At 59.9% G+C, this 18,079-nt stretch carries 16 protein-coding genes and 3 pseudogenes; 13 read left to right on the forward strand and 6 right to left on the reverse strand.

Going from position 1 to position 18,079, the window contains the following annotated elements; translation table 11 throughout:
* Positions 1–206 precede the first annotated feature (206 nt).
* The 8 genes and pseudogenes from METH_RS17080 to METH_RS23420 all read left to right on the forward strand — a co-directional run bounded on the left by METH_RS17080 (position 207) and on the right by METH_RS23420 (position 10,824).
* Positions 207–1,154, forward strand: a complete 948-nt coding sequence (locus tag METH_RS17080) for an ABC transporter substrate-binding protein (RefSeq protein ID WP_024091733.1) — start codon at positions 207–209, stop codon at positions 1,152–1,154.
* 105 nt (positions 1,155–1,259) lie between these two features.
* A complete protein-coding gene (locus tag METH_RS17085; RefSeq protein ID WP_024091734.1) occupies positions 1,260–2,282 on the forward strand; it encodes a quaternary amine ABC transporter ATP-binding protein in 1,023 nt (340 codons plus the stop codon).
* Positions 2,279–4,276: an ABC transporter permease gene (locus METH_RS17090; RefSeq protein WP_024091735.1), complete on the forward strand. Its 1,998-nt coding sequence runs from the start codon at positions 2,279–2,281 to the stop codon at positions 4,274–4,276. Before METH_RS17085 ends, METH_RS17090 begins: the two co-directional genes overlap by 4 nt.
* A 2-nt stretch (positions 4,277–4,278) precedes the next feature.
* Entirely contained in the window at positions 4,279–5,160 is an 882-nt protein-coding gene (locus METH_RS17095; RefSeq protein ID WP_024091736.1) for a phosphotransferase, read from the forward strand.
* 8 nt (positions 5,161–5,168) lie between these two features.
* Entirely contained in the window at positions 5,169–7,616 is a 2,448-nt protein-coding gene (locus METH_RS17100; RefSeq protein ID WP_024091737.1) for a GcvT family protein, read from the forward strand.
* A gap of 128 nt (positions 7,617–7,744) precedes the next feature.
* On the forward strand, positions 7,745–8,707 hold the full coding sequence (locus tag METH_RS17105; protein WP_245602914.1) for a GlxA family transcriptional regulator: 963 nt from the start codon (positions 7,745–7,747) through the stop codon (positions 8,705–8,707).
* Between the two features lie 19 nt (positions 8,708–8,726).
* Positions 8,727–9,527, forward strand: coding sequence for an inositol monophosphatase family protein (locus tag METH_RS17110; RefSeq protein WP_024091739.1), 801 nt, complete (start codon positions 8,727–8,729; stop codon positions 9,525–9,527).
* Positions 9,528–9,658: 131 nt separating this feature from the next.
* Positions 9,659–10,824: pseudogene (locus tag METH_RS23420) on the forward strand (IS5 family transposase).
* A gap of 74 nt (positions 10,825–10,898) precedes the next feature.
* On the opposite strand, the gene METH_RS25435 reads toward METH_RS23420, so the two are convergent.
* A complete protein-coding gene (locus METH_RS25435) occupies positions 10,899–11,279 on the reverse strand; it encodes a winged helix-turn-helix transcriptional regulator (protein ID WP_425412309.1) in 381 nt (126 codons plus the stop codon).
* Between the two features lie 140 nt (positions 11,280–11,419).
* Between METH_RS25435 and METH_RS17120 the strand changes: the two genes are divergently transcribed.
* Positions 11,420–11,695 carry a hypothetical protein gene (locus METH_RS17120; RefSeq protein WP_156927520.1) on the forward strand — a complete coding sequence of 92 codons (276 nt, stop codon included), beginning with the start codon at positions 11,420–11,422 and terminating at the stop codon, positions 11,693–11,695.
* A gap of 180 nt (positions 11,696–11,875) precedes the next feature.
* On the opposite strand, the gene METH_RS25440 is transcribed toward METH_RS17120, so the two are convergent.
* The 3 genes from METH_RS25440 to METH_RS17125 all read right to left on the reverse strand — a co-directional run bounded on the left by METH_RS25440 (position 11,876) and on the right by METH_RS17125 (position 13,370).
* Complete coding sequence (locus tag METH_RS25440) at positions 11,876–12,070, reverse strand: transposase (protein WP_197538814.1); 195 nt, start codon at positions 12,068–12,070, stop codon at positions 11,876–11,878.
* A gap of 6 nt (positions 12,071–12,076) precedes the next feature.
* Positions 12,077–12,217, reverse strand: a complete 141-nt coding sequence (locus METH_RS24535) for a hypothetical protein (protein WP_024091742.1) — start codon at positions 12,215–12,217, stop codon at positions 12,077–12,079.
* A gap of 340 nt (positions 12,218–12,557) precedes the next feature.
* On the reverse strand, positions 12,558–13,370 hold the full coding sequence (locus METH_RS17125) for an alpha/beta fold hydrolase (RefSeq protein ID WP_024091743.1): 813 nt from the start codon (positions 13,368–13,370) through the stop codon (positions 12,558–12,560).
* Between the two features lie 88 nt (positions 13,371–13,458).
* Here METH_RS17125 and METH_RS25445 point away from each other — a divergent pair, with 88 nt between their 5' ends.
* Positions 13,459–14,034, forward strand: coding sequence for a CGNR zinc finger domain-containing protein (locus METH_RS25445; protein WP_052348735.1), 576 nt, complete (start codon positions 13,459–13,461; stop codon positions 14,032–14,034).
* Between the two features lie 181 nt (positions 14,035–14,215).
* On the opposite strand, the gene METH_RS17135 is transcribed toward METH_RS25445, so the two are convergent.
* Positions 14,216–14,848, reverse strand: coding sequence for a tyrosine-type recombinase/integrase (locus METH_RS17135; protein WP_024091745.1), 633 nt, complete (start codon positions 14,846–14,848; stop codon positions 14,216–14,218).
* 311 nt (positions 14,849–15,159) lie between these two features.
* Positions 15,160–15,720: a carboxymuconolactone decarboxylase family protein gene (locus METH_RS17140; protein WP_024091746.1), complete on the reverse strand. Its 561-nt coding sequence runs from the start codon at positions 15,718–15,720 to the stop codon at positions 15,160–15,162.
* A gap of 149 nt (positions 15,721–15,869) precedes the next feature.
* Here METH_RS17140 and METH_RS17145 point away from each other — a divergent pair.
* From METH_RS17145 to METH_RS17155, 3 genes and pseudogenes are all read left to right on the forward strand, one after another.
* Positions 15,870–17,075: pseudogene (locus METH_RS17145) on the forward strand (IS256 family transposase).
* A gap of 122 nt (positions 17,076–17,197) precedes the next feature.
* Positions 17,198–17,545 (forward strand): annotated as a pseudogene (locus METH_RS17150) (DDE-type integrase/transposase/recombinase); the annotation flags it as partial.
* Positions 17,546–17,612: 67 nt separating this feature from the next.
* Positions 17,613–18,059, forward strand: a complete 447-nt coding sequence (locus METH_RS17155) for a hypothetical protein (RefSeq protein ID WP_024091748.1) — start codon at positions 17,613–17,615, stop codon at positions 18,057–18,059.
* Positions 18,060–18,079: the final 20 nt, after the last annotated feature.

Genomic DNA, 18,079 nt, shown 5'->3' on the forward strand with positions numbered 1-18,079 from the left:
TTTTTGCACCTGAAGCGGCTCCAAGCCGTATAGCCAAAAGCCACAAAAAGCAACGTCAAGACTCGCATTTTGGTGTGAAGATTGACGTATTTCGAGAATGATCGTGGCTTATTGTGGTTTACGTTGACCAAACTCAATTTCAAGAACACAATGCAGTCACGCGACGCTAAGAATCGCACAAAATGCCACACAATAGGGAAATGACCATGACACGGAAATTCAATATTCTGGGGGCCTTGGCACTTGCAGCTGCCACTTCCTCCGCCCCCGCCTGGGCCGCCGAATCTGCTGATCCGATCAGGCTGACACTGCACGACTGGTCCGGACAGCTGATCAATACAAAGATCATGGGCAGCATCCTGGGCGAGGCGGGATACAATATCGAATACGTCCAGGCCGATTACATCGCCCAGTTCGCCGGCCTGAAGACCGGTGATCTGCATCTCGCCATGGAGATCTGGGAAACCACCGGCCGCGAGGCGCTGGACGAAGCTACTGGCTCGGGCAAGGTGGTCAATGCCGGCGAAACCGGCCTGATGGCGATTGAGGAGTGGTGGTATCCCGCCTACATGGAGGACCGCTGCCCGGGCCTGCCTGACTGGCAGGCGCTGAAGAATTGTGCCGAAGAATTTGCCACTGCAGAAACTGCCCCCAACGGCCGCTATGTTGGCGGCCCGGTAACTTGGGGTGGTTTTGACGAGGAGCGCGTCGAGGCGCTGGAGCTTGAATTCGAAGTTGTCCACGCAGGCACCGATGCGGCGCTGTTTGCTGAACTTGAATCCGCCTACCAGCGCCAGGATCCGATCGTTCTGTGGATTTACACGCCGCATTGGGCGCCGTCGAAATACGAGGGCAAATTCGTGGAGTTCCCAGCCTATTCACCGGAATGCTACGCCGACCCCGCTGTGGGTGTGAACCCGGACATGGCCTATGACTGCGGCAAGCCGCGCGGCCCGATCTGGAAAGCCGCCTGGGCCGGTCTGCCGGAAAAATGGCCGGGCGCTTATGAGATCATCCAATCCTACCGGATCTCCAACGGCGAGATGAGCGCCATGGTAAGCGAAGTGGACCTCGGCGGCGCTGATATCGATGCTGTGGTCTCCGGCTGGATGGCCGCGAACAAGGACCGCTGGTCCGGTTGGATCGCTAACTGATCCGATCAGCCGGGGCTGTTTTCCGCTCTCCAACAGCCCCGGCTTCCTTTCTGCCTTGCTACTTTGCCTGGCCGCCCTGTGCGGACCGTGCCGGAGCCGATTTCGATGACACCCAAAACCAAACTATCCTGCCGTAATGTCTGGAAGCTTTATGGCGCCAATGCGGAAGCATTTCTGAAAGACAACCCTTCGCCCAGCGGCGAGGAAATCCGCAGTGCCGGGATCATTGGCGCCGTGCGCAATGCCAGCATCGATATTGCCGAAGGCGAGATTTTCATCATCATGGGGCTGTCGGGCTCCGGAAAATCCACTCTGGTACGCTGCCTGTCGCGGCTGATTGAGCCGACCGGCGGCGAAGTGCTGTTTGACGGTGTTGACCTGCTGACCGCCAGCGAGCGCGAACTGATCCAGATCCGCCGTCACAAGATGGGGATGGTGTTCCAGCATTTTGCCCTGCTGCCGCATCTGACCGTGCTGCAGAACGTGATGTTCCCGCTGACCGTGCAGGGCGCCCCCAAGGCGGAAGCCGAGGCCAAGGCCCGGGATGTGGTGGAGCTGGTCGGCCTGAAGGGCCGCGAGGATTATTACCCGCGCGAATTGTCAGGCGGCCAGCAGCAGCGGGTCGGCATTGCCCGCTCGCTGGTGACCGAACCCGACCTGTGGTTCCTGGACGAGCCCTTCTCCGCGCTTGATCCGCTGATCCGCCGCGAGATGCAGGACGAGTTCCTGCGCCTGCAGGCCCGCCTGCACAAAACCATCGTCTTCATTACCCATGACTTTGAAGAGGCGGTGCGCCTGGCCGACCGCATCGCCATCATGAAGGACGGCGAAATCATCCAGGTCGCCACGCCGGAGGAACTGGTGCTGAACCCGGCCACCGGTTATGTCGCTGAATTCACCCGCCACATTCCGCGTTCCAAGGTGCTGACGGTGGCCGGACTGATGACGCCCGGAGCCGGGTGCTCTGGCGAGCCGGTTCTGCAATCGGCCCGCATTTCAGAGGTCGCCGAACGCATCATCTCGGCCGAAGACGCATTGCCAGTTGCCGACGAGGCCGGGCAGATCGTCGGCTCCATTGACCGGACCGCAATTGCCCATGTTCTGTTCGGCGCGGGGGATGCGGCATGACCTGGCGCATCAACAAAGGCACCGCGACGGTCTGGGGCTTGATTGTGGTCACCCTTCTGCTTGGATGGTTCGGGCGGGATATCGCCAAGGAGCTGGACATGCGCTGGCTGGTCAAATTCCCCTCGGCCTGGGTGATCCCGGTGAAGTCTCAGATCTCGGCGGCGATGCAATGGCTGGTCGAGGAGGCGGCCATCGGCCCCATCGCCTTTACGGATGTCACCCGCGCCATCGCCTGGATGATCGAACAGCCTTACCAGTTTGCCCTCTCGCTGCTGGCCAACGGCTTTGTCTCCGGGCTGGGTGCCACAGCACATACGATACTGCCCGCGGCGAGCTGGATCGCGGTGACGGCGGCGGTGATCACGCTGGGCCAATATTGCCGCGACTGGGGCCTTGCGGCCTTGGTTGGCGCCTGTTTCGCCTATCTCGCGGTGTTCGGCCAATGGGACAGTGCGATGGTCACCCTGGCGTCGGTTATGATTGCCGTGCCGATCGGCGCAGGCGGCGGGCTGATGGTCGGCATCTGGGCCTATCGCAGCCCGCATGTCGAGCGCATCCTCTCTCCCATTCTGGACCTGATGCAGACGATCCCGATCTTTGCCTATCTGGTGCCGATCCTGTTCATGTTCGGTTTCGGCCCGATCTCGGCGCTGGTGGCGACGATTATCTATGCCACGCCGCCGATGATCCGCATCACCACCATGGCGCTGAAGGCGGTGGATCCTGAAATCCTGGATTTCGGGCGCATGGCCGGCACCACCAAACGGCAGCTGATGTGGCGGGTGCTGGTGCCCTCGGCGTCGCAAAGCCTGATGGTCGGCGTCAACCAGGTGATCATGCTGACCCTGAACATGGTGATCATCGCCTCGATGATCGGCGCCGGCGGGCTTGGCTTTGATGTGCTGGCCGCATTGCGCCGCCTCGATATCGGCGCCGGCTTTGAAGCGGGCATTGCCATCGTGGTGCTGGCCATTGCCGTCGACCGGCTGAGCCAGGCCTTTGCCGAACGGCTGGGCCAGGTCACCGCGCCGGCCGCCGGGCGCAGCTGGGCGGCCCGCCACAAGCGCACCGCCTTTGTGCTGGCTCTGCTGGCGGTGACCTGGCTGCTGGGACGGTTCTCGCCGCTGCTGCTGGAGTATCCGGCCGGCCAGACCATCACCACCGGCGCCTTCTGGAGCGATGCCGTCAAATATCTGAACGTCAATTTCTTCGATGCCTTTGAGGCGCTGAAGGTTTTCTTCCTGCACTGGTTCCTGCTGCCGATCAAGAAGACCCTGCTGGGTATCCCCTGGGCCTGGGCGATTGCCATGCTGACCCTGCTCGGCTGGCGCGCGGGCGGTGTGAAGCTGGCGCTGCTGTGCGGCGGAATGTCGGCTTTGATCGCGGTGAGCGGGCTGTGGGCCAAAGCCATGGTCACCGTCTATCTCTGCGGCGCCTCGGTGATCCTCGCCACTTTGATCGGCGTTCCGCTGGGCTTGCTCGCGGCACTCAACCGGCGCGCCGGGGTGGCCATCAACCTGCTGATCGACACGCTGCAGACGCTACCCAGCTTTGTTTATCTGATCCCGGTGGTGATGCTGTTCCGGGTCGGCGATTTCACCGCAATGATCGCCATCGTCCTTTATGCGCTGGCGCCGGCGGTCCGCTATGCCGCGCATGGCATCCGCAATGTCAGCGGCGAGCTGATCGAGGCGGGGCAGGTTTCGGGCTGCACCAGATGGCAGCTGCTGCGCCTGGTGCGCCTGCCGCTGGCGCTGCCGGAGATCCTGCTGGGCGTCAACCAGACCATCATGCTGGCCTTGTCAATGCTGGTGATCACCGCGCTGGTCGGCACCCGCGATCTTGGCCAGGAGGTCTATATCGCGCTGACCAAGGCCGACACCGGACGCGGTCTGGTGGCGGGTCTAGCCATCGCCTTCATTGCCATCATCGCCGACCGGCTGGTCAATGCCAGCGCGCGCGGTGCCCGTATCCGCTTTGGGCTGGAGAGCTGACCATGAGCCAATCCGATCTTCTGAACCAAATCCGCGCCCTGCCGATCTGGCAGGGGGAAATCACCGCCGAACCGCTGACGGGCGGGATAACCAACGTCAATTATCTGGTCACGGACCAAGGCGGCAAATACGTGGTCCGCGCAGGCGACGACATTCCACTGCACCAGGTGATGCGCTTCAATGAACTGGCCGCTGGCCGCGCCGCCCATGCCGCTGGCCTGTCCCCTGCCGTGGTGCATGCCGAAGGCGATCTGACGGTGCTGGAGTTCATCGAAAGCCGCACCCTGAGCGAAGCGGATGTGCGCGACCCGGCGATGCTGCCGCGGGTGCTGGAACTGGTGAAATCCTGCCACCGGGATGTGCCGAACCACCTGCGCGGCCCGGCGCTGGTGTTCTGGGTGTTCCATGTGATCCGCGACTATGCCGCCACCCTGCAGGAACAGGGCAGCCTGCATGCGGCGCTGCTTTCCGGGCTGGTGGACACCGGCAACACGCTGGAACAGGCAGCCGGGCCGTTTGACATCGTATTTGGCCACAACGACCTCTTGTGCGGCAACTTCCTGGATGATGGCCAGCGGCTCTGGCTGATCGACTTTGATTATGCCGGCTTCAATTCGCCGCTGTTCGACCTTGGCGGCCTCGCCTCCAACAACGCACTGTCGCAGCAGCAGGAGCAATGGCTGCTGGAAAGCTATTTCGAAGCACCGGTGAGCGATGACCTGCTGCACCGCTACAGCGCCATGAAATGCGCCTCGCTGCTGCGCGAAACCATGTGGAGCATGGTCTCGGAACTTACCTCCGAAATCGACTTTGACTATGCGGCCTACACCGCCAGCAACCTCGCGCGGTTCCGCGCGGCCTTCGACGACTTTCAAAACACCTGAGGACTGACATGACTGAACTTCCCTCCACTGCCAAGGCAGTCATCATCGGCGGCGGCATCATCGGCTGCTCCACCGCTTATCATCTGGCCAAGCTGGGCTGGACCGACACGGTGCTGCTGGAACGCAAGAAGCTGACCTCGGGCACCACCTTTCATGCCGCCGGGCTGGTCGGGCAGCTGCGCTCGAACGCCAATATCACCCAGCTGCTGGGCTATTCGGTCGACCTTTATAACAAGATCGAAGCGGAAACCGGCCTCGGCACCGGCTGGAAGATGAACGGCGGGTTGCGTCTGGCCTGTAACGAGGAACGCTGGACCGAGGTCAAACGCCAGGCCACCACCGCGCATTCCTTCGGGCTGGAAATGGAGCTGCTGACCCCAAAGGAGGCGCAGGATCTGTGGCCGCTGATGGATATCTCCGACGTCATTGGCGCCGCCTTCATGCCGACCGACGGCCAGGCCAACCCCTCCGACATCACCCAGGCGCTGGCCAAGGGCGCCCGCATGGCCGGGGCCAAGATCTTCGAGGACACCAAGGTCACTGATATCGAGATTGAGGATGGCAAGATCCGCGCTGTCATCACCGAACACGGCCGCATCGAATGCGAGAAGGTGATCTGCTGCGCCGGCCAGTGGACCCGAATCTTTGCGGGGCGCTTTGGCGTCAACGTGCCGCTGGTGCCGATGGAGCACCAGTATATGGTGACCGAACCTTTCGAGGGGGTGCCCTCCGGCCTTCCGACCCTGCGCGACCCGGACCGGCTGACCTATTACAAGGAGGAAGTCGGCGGCCTGGTGATGGGCGGCTATGAGCCGAACCCGATCCCCTGGGCCAAGGACGGCATCCCGCAGGGCTTCCACTATTCGCTGCTGGACAGCAATTTCGATCACTTTGAACAGCTGATGGAGCTGGCGCTTGGCCGGGTGCCGGCCTTGGAACATGCCGGCATCAAGACGCTGACCAACGGGCCGGAAAGCTTTACCCCGGATGGCAACTTCATCATTGGCGAGGCACCGGAGCTGAAGAACTTCTTTGTCGGCGCCGGTTTCAACGCCTTTGGAATCGCGGCCGGCGGCGGTGCCGGCATGGCGCTGGCGGAATGGGTGAAAAACGGCGAGCCGCCGTTTGACCTGTGGTCCGCCGATATCCGCCGCTTCGGGCGGCCGCATTTCGACACCGATTGGGTGCGCACCCGCACCGTCGAGGCCTATGGCAAGCATTACACCATGGCCTGGCCGCATGAGGAACACGACTCTGGCCGCCCCTGCCGCAAGTCGCCGCTCTATGACACCCTCAAGGACCAGGGCGCCTGCTTTGGCGAGAAACTCGGCTGGGAACGCCCGAACTGGTTTGCCGATGCCGCCAAGGGCGAGACGCCCAAGGATGTTTACAGCTTTGGGCGCCAGAACTGGTTCGAAGCAGTGGGCCGCGAGCACAAGGCGGCGCGCGAGGCGGCGGTGCTGTTCGATCAGACCTCATTTGCCAAATTCGCGCTGAAAGGCCCGGATGCACTGGCCGCGATGAACTGGATCTGCGCCAATGACGTGAACAAGCCTGTGGGATCGCTGATCTACACCCAGATGCTGAATAATAAGGGCGGCATCGAATGCGATCTTACGGTGGGCCGCATCGCGCATGACGAGTTCTACATCGTCACCGGCACCGGCTATGCCACCCATGATTTTGACTGGATCCGCCGCAACATCCCTGAGGACATGAACTGCCAGCTGTTCGACATTACCTCTTCCAACGCGGTGCTGTCGCTGATGGGACCGAAGGCACGCGATATCCTGGCTGCGGTCACCCGAGACGATGTATCGAACGATGGCTTCAAATTCGGCACCATCCGCACCATCGGCATTGCCGGCTGCCCGGTGCAGGCGCTGCGAGTGACCTACGTCGGCGAATTGGGCTGGGAACTGCACCTGCCGGTGGAATACGCCCAGACTGTCTATGCAGCGTTGAGGGAGGCAGGCAAACCCCACGGGCTGATCAATGCCGGCTACCGGTCGATCGAATCGCTGCGGCTGGAAAAAGGCTACCGCGCCTGGGGCGCGGACATCGGCCCGGACCACACCCCGTTCGAAGCCGGGCTGGGATGGGCGGTGAAGCTGAAGAAGGACATTCCGTTCAAGGGCCGCGCTGCCGCCGAGGCGCAGAAGGCCGGCGGCGTGAAAAAGATGCTCGCCTGCTTCACCACCGATCCCGGCGTGGTGCTGCTGGGCCGCGAGACCATCTACCGCAACGGCAAGCGTGTCGGCTGGCTCACCTCGGGCGGCTATGGCTACACCGTCGGCCGATCCATCGGCTACGGCTACATCCGCGACCCGGAAGGTGTGGATGCGGACTATGTGCTGAGCGGCGATTACGAGCTGGAGGTGGCCACCGAACGGGTGCCCTGCAATGTGCAGCTGAGCCCGCTGTTCGACCCGTCGATGAGCCGGGTGAAAACCTGAACCTAGATTTCTCAATCGGCAGGGAATTAGGAGTTACGGCAATGCAGCACTCGAAACAGAGCAGTTTTTGCGACCACACGCCGGTACGGCGCGGCCCGCGTCCCGCCAGCGAGCGATCTGGAAAAACTGTGAGGGCTGGATTGCATGTCTTTCCCGGATTTCCGATTGAGGAGTACGCGCTGTTTGCTGCCGCTCTGCATGATGCGGGCGAAACCTGCGGGAACCGCCTGAAAATTGATGTGCTGTCCTTTAACGGCGGGTTTGTACGGGGCAGCTGCAGCGCGGCAGTTCAGACCAGGCCATTGACGGAATTGCTGGATGGGCTGGACTATCTGGTGGTTTTTGGCGGCCACAAGGCTGCGCCCGGAAGCAACCAGCGCTTCCGGGCGGCGCTGCAGACGCTCCGGCGCAACGGTTGCCAGATTGCAGCGGTTGGCGGCGCGGCGCTCACACTTGCCAAGGCCGGGATCTTCGACAGCTACAGCTGTGCGGTTCACTGGCAGAACAGGGAATTGTTCAGCGGGCTGATGAGTGTGGTAGATCCAACAGATCAAGTCTGCTCGGTCACCGAAGGCGACTGGTCGTCCTGCGGAAAAACCGGAACGCTGGATTTGGCGCTGCATGTCGTCGCCGAAGTCTACGGCAAGCATGCAGCCACCCGTTTGGCGCAAGCCTTTATCCATACCCGGCTGAGCGACACCCGCAGCACTCAAAACGGCGAGGTGATGCATGCGGCACTGTCTGGCTCCGGCCTGGTCAACAAGGCAATCGCCTTGTTTCAGGACCATCTGGAAAATCCGCTTTCGATGGCCAAGGTCGCCCGCATCCTGGGATCCTCCCCCCGCTGCATCGAACGGCATTTCAAACAGAACTGCGGCATCACCCCTTGCAGCTACTATCGGCAGATGAGGCTCGACCATGCCCGAAAACTGCTGCTGAGAACCAATATGACTTTGCTTGAAGTGGCGATTGCGGCGGGGTTCTCCACAAGTTCCAGCTTTGCCTCGGCTTTTCAGCAAGTCTACGGCACAACCCCAACCGCCCTGCGCAAATCTCTTAGCGCTGCAGAGGCCGCTTCAATCTCCTCATGAGATCCTGAAAGAGACTCCAATGACACCGACCTCTTCCCCATCAGAACAGCTTTCAGTAGACGCGATCCTCAAAGATTGCCTGACGTGGGCTGTAATGTCTGCCGAAACTGCACTTGGGTTCTTCCGGCAGGGCACCGCTGTTGATTTCAAGGCAGACCTCAGCCCGGTTACCCTCGCCGACCAGACCGTCGAGAAGGAATTGAAAGCGGCGATCAACGCCAAATACCCGGATCACGGGATATTCGGCGAAGAAACCGGCATCGAGGGAGGCGATAAGGATTGCCTCTGGGTGATCGATCCGATCGACGGAACCCGCTCGTTCATCTCCGGCAATCCGCTGTTCGGCATGCTGATTGCGTTTCTCAGCAAGGGCCGGCTGCAGGCGGGCGCCATCAGCATGCCAGCGCTGAACGAAGTGTATTGCGGCGGCGTTGGTGTTCCGGCGACCTGCAACGGCAATCCCATCCGGGTGTCTGGCCAGCGCAACCTGGACGAGGCGGTAATCTACATCAACGAAGGCGAGAAGTTGCTGGCAGATCATCCGCGCGCCACCGCCCGGCTGCTGCAGGCCGGACAGACCCGGCGGTTCGGATATGATTGCTACCCCCATGCCCTGCTGGCCGCCGGTCATGTCGACGCGGTGATCGACTACGATCTGAAACCTTATGATTTCCTGGCGGTTTCAGCGGTTGTCGAAGCGGCAGGCGGCGTCGTGTCGGATTGGCAAGGCAAGCCACTGACCCTGGAATCGGACGGGGCTGTGGTCTCAGCCGCATCGCCGGAACTCCACGCGGCCCTTCTCAAGCTGATGAACAGTTGACCTTTTACCCCGGGCCCCAGCCGGACTGAACGGGCCTTACTGCCCGTTCAGAAAATACGCCGCGAAGGGGCTTTGCTGCACAGATTGCGTGAAGGATTCACTGCGTGCATCCAGCGTGATAGCTGGAGGCCATGAGCCGTCGGGCCCCGGCGAAGTGCAATACCACGAACTGGCCGTCTTGCAACACAGCACTGAAGCAACGCGGATCGCTGCCGATCTGGTTTGATCCCGAGATGGCCTGGCCGCCGCCGCCAACAGGCAAGCCTGGCCGCCAATGCCAATTCAGCGATGCGGCAATCCAGGCCTGCCTTACCCTGAAGGTCCTGTTTGGCATGCCTTTGCGGCAAACCACCGGCGTCGTGCAATGCTTGTTACGGCTGGCCGGGCTGGACTGGGCGGCACCGGATTTCAGTACCTTGCGCCGCCGCCAGCAAACGTTGAACGTCAGCCTGCCATATCGCGGCGGCAGCGGTCCACTGAACCTGCTCCCCCCCCTCTCATGGCTTGCAAGCAAACCACTGCCGGGCAGCGGACAGCACCGGCATCAAGGCTGAGGGTGAAGGCTGAGGGTGAAGGCGCGTGGAACGCCTGCAAACACGGCGTCCCCAAGCGGCGCATCTGGCGCAAAATACACATCGGGATCGGCGCAGAAACGTTGGAGGTTCGAACGGTCGAGGCCACCACCAGCAACATCGCTGATGCGCCCATGCGGCCCGGACTACTCAACCAAATTCCACCCGATCAAGACATCGGATCAGTGACCGAAAATGGTACCTGCGACACCCGGAAGTGCCGCGGCGCGATTGCCGAGCGTGGCGCGCATGCCGTCATTCCTCCGCGCAAAAACGCCAAACCCTGGAAGCCTGCGAGCGCAGGGGCCATCGCCCGGAACGGGGCCGTCAATGCATCGCGATATTCGGACCGTGCCCTATGGCGACGATGGAGCGGATACCAGCGCCGCAGCCGCGCCGGGATATGAGGAGGCCTGAAAGTGATCCGGGGGTTCATTTTCCCGGCGATTGGATGCACTGTATCAAACTGCTCGATCAAACTGCTCGGCCAAAGCCTCATGGCGCGGGGCTTCGACCGCCAAGTGGCGGACATCCAGGTCCGCATTGCCGTCCTCAATCGCGATGCTGCTCTTGGCATACCTGTTGCCGAGCCCGCAGGGGAAAACCGTCCGGGGAATGGGGAAGTTTGGACACATCCAGATTTGTGCAACAAAGCCCTCAAAACCCGGTTTATGCAACAAAGCCTGGAAAATCACATTGCCGATCCTACCGGCGCCAGCCGGTAGTCGTTCAGTTTCTATTGACAGACATTATCAGTCAACCTCGAACAACCTTTTATTCAACCAAAAGAAAAATAACGTTATCGTTCTTTGAACTGAAAGCTTTGCCCCCACCTATCAGCCCATTCACACAGCGAAATTAGCTGCTGAGCGAGCTCTTTTCCCACATCTGTCAAGCGGTAACCCGACTGGCCTCGTTCAACGAATTGAAGAGCTTTTAAACCAGTCAGGCGACCATTCAGGATTGAAGGGGAAATATTGTCGCAACGTTCCCTAAGTTTTCGAAAGGACAGCTCTTCGTTTCGAAGCTCCCACAAAATCCGCATAGTCCACCGCTGCCCCAAGACATCAAAAAGCACCATAACCGGTCGGCCTGATGACGACCCTCGAACCTTCTCCCCTGGCTTTTTCAACGGTACTCTTCTTTCTCTAGACATGCCCTGAAAACAGGGAATACACATGCTACACTTTCTGTACTAAATCAAGTGGACACTGATAGCCGATACTCCACAATGCAGCCTGAAGGATAATCGTGCCTTTCCCCTGAAGTCAGGCAATAGCTCTGATCCCGTCCCTGCCGAGGGCGGAGAAGCGGTTCATAATGGCAATGCAAATCTGGATTTCGGCGGCCAGCCGCCCGGTGGACCCATCAGTCGGGACAGCCGGGGATTGCCATGAGTTCAAGCTGGTCCGCACCAGCGGATTGAATGATCTGGGGGATCATTCAAAGGCGCCGAACGCTCTCGCCGAAAGCGTGATTGCTCCGTTCAAGGCCAAAGTCATCAAGCAGCTTGGGCACTGGCAAACAATGCATGACGTCGAATGGGGAACCATGCACTGGGTCGATTGCTGCATTCAGGACCGGCTTCTGAGCTAAATCGGCTACATGCCGCCAGCCGAGGCCGAGCGGCGATACCTTACACAAGCAGAAGCGATGGATACGGTCGCGTAACGGGTTGAACAAAATGCTCGCTGCGCAAGCCGGAGCGGTTCAGGAAGATCATGAGTCCTCATTCAAGGCATGAACAATCTCTGCGATCCGGCAGGTGGTGTCTTCTCATCCAGCCGCACCATGGTCGCCCCGTGCATAATCTCGACAGCTTGAGCGGAGGCGGACAAAGAAAGCGTGGAGCGGGTCCGGTGCCTTTGCAGCCACGCGGGCATGGTCACGTCCAGCCTTGCTGATCCGGCCGCGGTGAGCGGGCCTCAGACCGGGTTGGCGCACCCGCGGGTTCAGCCCGAAATAGCTCACCTGTTTCTACGGCGACTTAAACCGCTCAATGCTGCCGACCACGGCCATCAGCCCGGCTGCGACCGCCAGATTGACACCGGTGATGGTTAGAAGGCGCTGGATGGCTTCGTCTTCCAGCGCCTTCTGGGCGATGTTGCGATCGAGCACGGCAAGGTCCTCTCCGAGCCGATCCAACTCACGGATACCCCAGCAGTTAGTTTTTTAAATCAAGGAACACTGGAAACATCCCCAGCGTACAGCTGACCAAAGACTGAAGGGCTGTCGGGCGCTACATTGGTCGAACCTCCGATCATCGTCAGAGCGATGCCACCCTTGGCTTTTTCCTCGTGAAGGAGGCGGTATCGGTCTTTGGGATGACCATCCTCAGCATAAGCTGGAGCATGCGCTGTACTTATCACGCGGTTGCGTTGATTCAGATGCTTCAATTTGAGCGGCTGCAGTAGCGGGTCTGAAGAGGTTTGTTTGCTTATCAGTGCTTGCTTTCGATCTATTGGCCATGCTGGAACATTGCAGCGACGATGGCTTCTGGCGCGTCTTCTTGCACCAAGTGACCGGCGTCTGGGATCACAGTGATCTGGCCCTCGGTTAACATGCCAGCTAATTTGTGCCCACGCTCTAGGGGAATCCAGTCGTCCTTTGCGCCCCAAAGCAAGGTGGTGGGGCAATCAAGAGATGCATATTGGCTCTCGACCTCATCCGTGTACTTCTGATCCATCTGTGCGATCTGCCGGTAGAATGCCGGTTGCCCCACCTCTCCCTGCCAAGGCGCCATGTAGACCTGTAGCGCTTTTTCCGTAAGCTTTTTATGCGCTGCGCTTTGCAGATATGCACGCAGGAGCGCATCATGCGCATATGCAGGAAGACCCGCAAAAGCAGCTTCATACTGCCTGACGTGCGCAACAAACGGCGACCCCCACGGGGCGACCGCGACTGGGTCAAAAATAGTCATACGCTTGTATCTCAGATCATTAAGGTAGTAGGCCCGTAATGCGGTCGCTCCACCGAAGTCATGACACAGGATTTCGGGGCGCTCCAAACCCCAGTGGCTGAACATGGCGGTCAGTAGGTCGTTCTGCACTGCCAAGGACACATCCTGCCCGTCTTTTTTCTCTGACAGACCGTAGCCAATGAGATCGAAGAAATAGACAGTCCACCGCTGGGCCAGCAGCGGAGCGATCCGGCGCCAGACCTGCGATGAAAAGGGCGTCCCATGCACCAGCACCAAAGGATCACCAGACCCGATTTCACCCCAGGCAATCGATTGTCCGTTGTGATCGTAACGTTCGGGTAGCGATAGCATGGCGAATCCCCTGTAATGCTTTATGCTGGATATACGGTTACACTGCGGCCCACTGTATGTAACCTTATTTTTCACATATGAGGTTACAATGTGGTCGGAAGAGAGCTTTGTCGGGGGGCATCTAGCCTTGGACTTCCTCAACACCGTTGGGGATACTGATAAGTCAAGGTCAGCCAATCTTCTCACGTCGCCGGAAGCTCTGCTTGATTGGCTCGCAGTGAGCGGCACGGAGGGAAGAGACGCAAAAGTCACGCCGCCGTTACAAGACGACGTAGACGCGCTGATCGGATTTCGAGAACTGACCCACCGCGTTCTGTCAGCCTCCGTGAGCAATAGAACACCCGAACCTGACGACATCCAAGCATTCGAGGCGCACATTAAGTCTGCCTTGGGGCGCGCACACCTGGACCTTACCGTCACACCGCCCCCATGGATCGCCACCAAAGTCCCCGCCCACCACTGGATCGATCGCTTCGTTCTACTTGTGGATGGTTTTATCAGATCACCCGAAGCTGCAAAGCTGCGTCAGTGCGAACGGTGCAGTTGGTTCTTTCTGAACTCGGGGCGGGGGCGGGGGCGGCGGTGGTGCAATATGTCAACCTGCGGCAACCGGCATAAGGTAGCGGCCCATAGGAAGAGGCGACAGGTCAATGACAAGGGATGACAGGAGAGCCATGAACGCTGTCATTGAAAGACGGCAGCGGCTGATTTGTCCGCTGTGCTCGCCTCGCCCAGTCCTCTGCTTACGTAGTTGCAGCGAATGTCTCCTTCGGGGCCGCCTCGCAGCATTTCAAATGCAGGGTGGACGGCCGCTCAGGGCCGCTCTTGCAAGCGGCCCAAATTCTTTAAATTTCCACGCTTTCGGAGATCGCGAGAGCATCTTCCAGCTCGATGCCGAGATAGCGGGTGGTGCTGTCCATCTTGGTATGTCCGAGCAGCAGCTGTACGGCCCGCAGGTTGCCAGTCTTTCTGTAGATATGCGCCACTTTTGTCCGGCGCATGGAATGCGTCCCATAGGAAGTGGAATCCAGCCCGATGGACCTTACCCAATCCCGCACCAGACGGGCGTACTGCCGGGTAGAGATGTGCAAGCGTTCGTGAAAACGGCCGGGCCAGAGGTATTCTGAGCCGACCATCACCGGTTCCTCCATCCATCGCAAAAGCGACTTGCGCGTGCCCGCTGTTATCTCGAAGCGCACCGGTCGCTGGGTCTTGCTCTGAACAATCGAGGCGCGCTCCTTGACCCGGCCCGAGGCATAGACATCCGCGACCCTCAGTTTCGCCAGGTCACAGCCACGCAGCTTGCTGTCGATAGCCAGATTGAACAGGGCGAGACCCCTGTGGTTCCGGGCGATCTCCAGGCGGACGCGAATGGCCCAGACGTGTTTTGGCAAGAGCGGCCGCTTCTGACCGGCATCGCGCCCCTTGTTCCAAGCTGGGCGGCACGCGCGAATGGCAGGTAAATTGGCAATGGGCATGATAGGCCCTCCGATCCACCACGCCCTGCCACGACACCAACCCGACGTTGGTGCGTCATTCTAACATGCTGATCCGGCAGCGCGGCTACCCTGGCCGCAGGATAAGTCTGTCCGGAGAAAGGGGAAGCACGGCCTTCAGCAGATTTATGAAACAAAGCCCCCGCGACCTTGTCCTGCCATGGTAAGCCCGGTAATGAATCCGAGAATTTTGTTGTTTCGCTTCGCCTTAAAAACTGGTTTTGGATTGCCGGCTCCAAAATAACTCCTTGGGGGAAAATTAGCGGCCTTTACTTTGCGCGGCACTCATGCCGTCAACATGAACTAACAGACCTTGGGAATTTTGCACTGAAGCTTTCTAAGTCAATCCCAGACACGTTAGCCACATAGCTGACAGTATGGTAAGTCCCGCACACAGCCAATATTTCCAGTTGTTGCTCGACTGTCCACATTTCCTGAAAACGGTTTAATTCTTCCTGGTCCAAGTAGCCTTGGAGGCACATCTGGTCCACAACTTCAAGAAGCAAACTCTCTGGCTCCGACCAGCATGATGCAGTGCTTGCGCACTGCACAGTGGCTCGAACTTGCTCTTCGGTAAGGCCCACGTGGCGTGAAAAAATTGCGACATGAACACCCCACTCGTATTCACACTCAAGGTTGGCGGTGACCCGCAGGATCACAATTTCCCGCTCCCGTTTGGAAATCGGGCTTTGCTTGTCAAGGTGATTTGACACTCCTTTCTTCAGGAACCTTGGGCTATTGGCGAAGACGCGAAATAATTTCAGCAAGTAACCATTTTGCCGGGGAACCCCTTCAAGGAGCATTTGGATTTCGGCTGAAAATGGTTCCTCGGCCGGTCTTAAGGGATTTTCCATTGGGCTCTCCAATGCGCTACCAAAACAGTAGCGCATTGCTGACATAACTTTGCTGCATTTGTCCAGCCAATAATTTCACAACACCCTATCGAGGTGTATGGCCGAGGTGGAGTTTCGACGCTTCAACCACGAACCACACAGCAACCCCGGTGACCAAGACCAACATGGGCCTTTCCGAGCTTCTCGCAAAGCAGGATGGCGGCGACTTTCTGCATGCCGTCGCCGAGGCAGTTTTACAGCTGATCATGGAGGCCGGCGTGGAAGGCCTGATCGGTGCCGGCAAGCATGAGCGCGCCGATCAGCGCACGACCTGGCGAAACGGCTCCCGGGAGCGCGCATTTGATACGCGGCTGGGCACGCTGAACCTGAAGGCTCCAAAGCTTCGGCAGGGCCGCTATTTCCCCGGCTTCCTGGAGCCCCGCAAGACCCCGGAGAAGGCCTTGGGCGCGGTGATCCAGAAGGCCTGGATCGGCGGGGTGTCCACGCGCAGGGTCGACGAGCTGGCCCAGGCGATGGGGCTGCAGGGCATCTCCAAGAGCACGGTATCGAAGCTGTGCAAGGACATCGACGAGCGTGTCGGCGAGTTTCTGAACCGCCCTCTTTGCGGCGGATGGCCCTGCGTCAGGCTGGATGCAACGTATCTCAAGGTGCGCCAGGGCGGCCGGATCGTAAGCGTCGCGGCCATAATAGCCGTCGCCGCAAACACCGATGGGCGGCGCGAAATCATTGGCCTGGGGCTTGGTCCGTCAGAAGCCGAGACCTTCTGGACGGACTTCCTGCGCGGCTTGAAGGCCCGAGGGCTGGACGGCACCAAGCTGGTGATCAGCGACGCGCACAGCGGCCTCAGGGCGGCCATCGAGCGGGTCTTCGAGGCAACCTGGCAGCGATGTCGCGTTCACTGGATGCGCAATGCTCTGGCACATGTCCCACGCGGCCAGCACACCGTAGTCGCCGCTGCGATCCGCCAGGCCTTCGACCAGCCCGACCGCGCATCCGCCGGATAAACCTGGCGACGCGTTGCGGATCAGCTCCGCGGACGATGGCCCAAGCTGGCTAACCTCATGGATGAGAGCGAGCACGACGTGCTGGCCTACATCGCGTTCCCGCGCCAGCACAGGACGAAGTTGCACAGCACCAACCCGATCGAGCGCTTGAACAAGGAGTTGAAGCGCCGAGCCGATGTCGCCGGTATTTTCCCGGATGAGGCCTCCATCACCCGCCTGACCGGCGCCGTGCTGTTCGAACAGAACGACGAATGGCAGGCCGCCAGCCGCTACATGATGGTTGAGGCCTTCGCCGAAACCGACGCAGAGGAGACAGACCCCAGTCTCAGCCTTTCAACCCAAGCCGCCTGATTATGACCTCAGGCCATCCGGGAAATTACACCAGCTTGACGGACGTGATCCCCATCTCCCTCCATTCCGACGAAAGGATCGCACCATCAAACCGTGGGATCAAACAACTAGTTTACAACCGTGACAGCTTGGGGCGGCGTGAGGGGCTTAAAGTGCCAATGAAACAACCAAAGAAGGGGCGGCTCTGGCTGAACGATGGATCGTGCGTCCGTCTGCAACCCGGGTATCGCAACCATGTTTGGCCGTATGACTTCGTGCATCATCGAACCGACGCTGGCAGGGCGTTCAGGACGCTCAACATCTTGGACGAGCACAGCCGGGAATGTCTGGCGATCCGTGTAAAACGCAAGCTGAACCCGACCGAAGTCATTGATGCACTGACTGACCTGTTCATCCTGCGCGGCGTGCCAGGCTGCACTCGGTCAGACAATGGCCCGGAGTTCATCGCTGAGGCTGTCAGAGACTGGATTGTTGAATTTCACTGAGAACTGACCCGGTATTCTACTACTTCCCTGCCGAAGTTGAGGAGGAAGCCGCGTGAACATCCTCGACCATATCAAAGCAGCCAGGGCGCCCGGCAACGGGGCCAAGGGATCAGCAGGGAAAGGCGTCTTTTTCTGCTCCCGCTGCGGCAAGCGCTCGCACAAAGAGGCGAGCATCCAACAGCATATCCGCGACCTTCACGGCGGCGATGGCAACGCAATGAAGGAGCCGCCCCGCCGCCAGATGATGCGTGCGCTCATTGCGGCGCAGGAACTGGCGGCAGGCCTCGAAGCCTCCAGGGAGGTCCACTGCCTCCTAGCAGAATGGTTTCTGCACAGGGATGGAGCAACGGCTGGTGAATGCAAGCGTGTGTTTGCTGACCTTCGGCGCGCACGGCTGGCCTGTGACAAGGCCTCACCTCATTCCGGGAGGCCTGCAAATGACCGACAAGCCCATGCTTTTCGCCGCGCCGATGGTCAGGGCGATCCTGCGCGAAATTGAGACCCCGGGAGCCGGGAAAA

The organism is Leisingera methylohalidivorans DSM 14336 (assembly GCF_000511355.1).
In the GTDB taxonomy this organism is placed as follows: Bacteria; Pseudomonadota; Alphaproteobacteria; order Rhodobacterales; family Rhodobacteraceae; genus Leisingera; species Leisingera methylohalidivorans.

What these genes read in the sequence shown, in the direction of transcription:
- METH_RS25445 (WP_052348735.1), top strand. Translation starts at nt 13,459, where the DNA reads ATGTGGTCGGAAGAGAGCTTTGTCGGGGGGCATCTAGCCTTGGACTTC.
- METH_RS17095 (WP_024091736.1), top strand. Translation starts at nt 4,279, where the DNA reads ATGAGCCAATCCGATCTTCTGAACCAAATCCGCGCCCTGCCGATCTGG.
- METH_RS17125 (WP_024091743.1), bottom strand. Translation starts at nt 13,370, where the DNA reads ATGCTATCGCTACCCGAACGTTACGATCACAACGGACAATCGATTGCC.
- METH_RS17080 (WP_024091733.1), top strand. Translation starts at nt 207, where the DNA reads ATGACACGGAAATTCAATATTCTGGGGGCCTTGGCACTTGCAGCTGCC.
- METH_RS17085 (WP_024091734.1), top strand. Translation starts at nt 1,260, where the DNA reads ATGACACCCAAAACCAAACTATCCTGCCGTAATGTCTGGAAGCTTTAT.
- METH_RS17135 (WP_024091745.1), bottom strand. Translation starts at nt 14,848, where the DNA reads ATGCCCATTGCCAATTTACCTGCCATTCGCGCGTGCCGCCCAGCTTGG.
- METH_RS17090 (WP_024091735.1), top strand. Translation starts at nt 2,279, where the DNA reads ATGACCTGGCGCATCAACAAAGGCACCGCGACGGTCTGGGGCTTGATT.
- METH_RS17110 (WP_024091739.1), top strand. Translation starts at nt 8,727, where the DNA reads ATGACACCGACCTCTTCCCCATCAGAACAGCTTTCAGTAGACGCGATC.
- METH_RS17100 (WP_024091737.1), top strand. Translation starts at nt 5,169, where the DNA reads ATGACTGAACTTCCCTCCACTGCCAAGGCAGTCATCATCGGCGGCGGC.
- METH_RS25435 (WP_425412309.1), bottom strand. Translation starts at nt 11,279, where the DNA reads ATGTGTATTCCCTGTTTTCAGGGCATGTCTAGAGAAAGAAGAGTACCG.
- METH_RS17140 (WP_024091746.1), bottom strand. Translation starts at nt 15,720, where the DNA reads ATGGAAAATCCCTTAAGACCGGCCGAGGAACCATTTTCAGCCGAAATC.
- METH_RS17120 (WP_156927520.1), top strand. Translation starts at nt 11,420, where the DNA reads ATGGCAATGCAAATCTGGATTTCGGCGGCCAGCCGCCCGGTGGACCCA.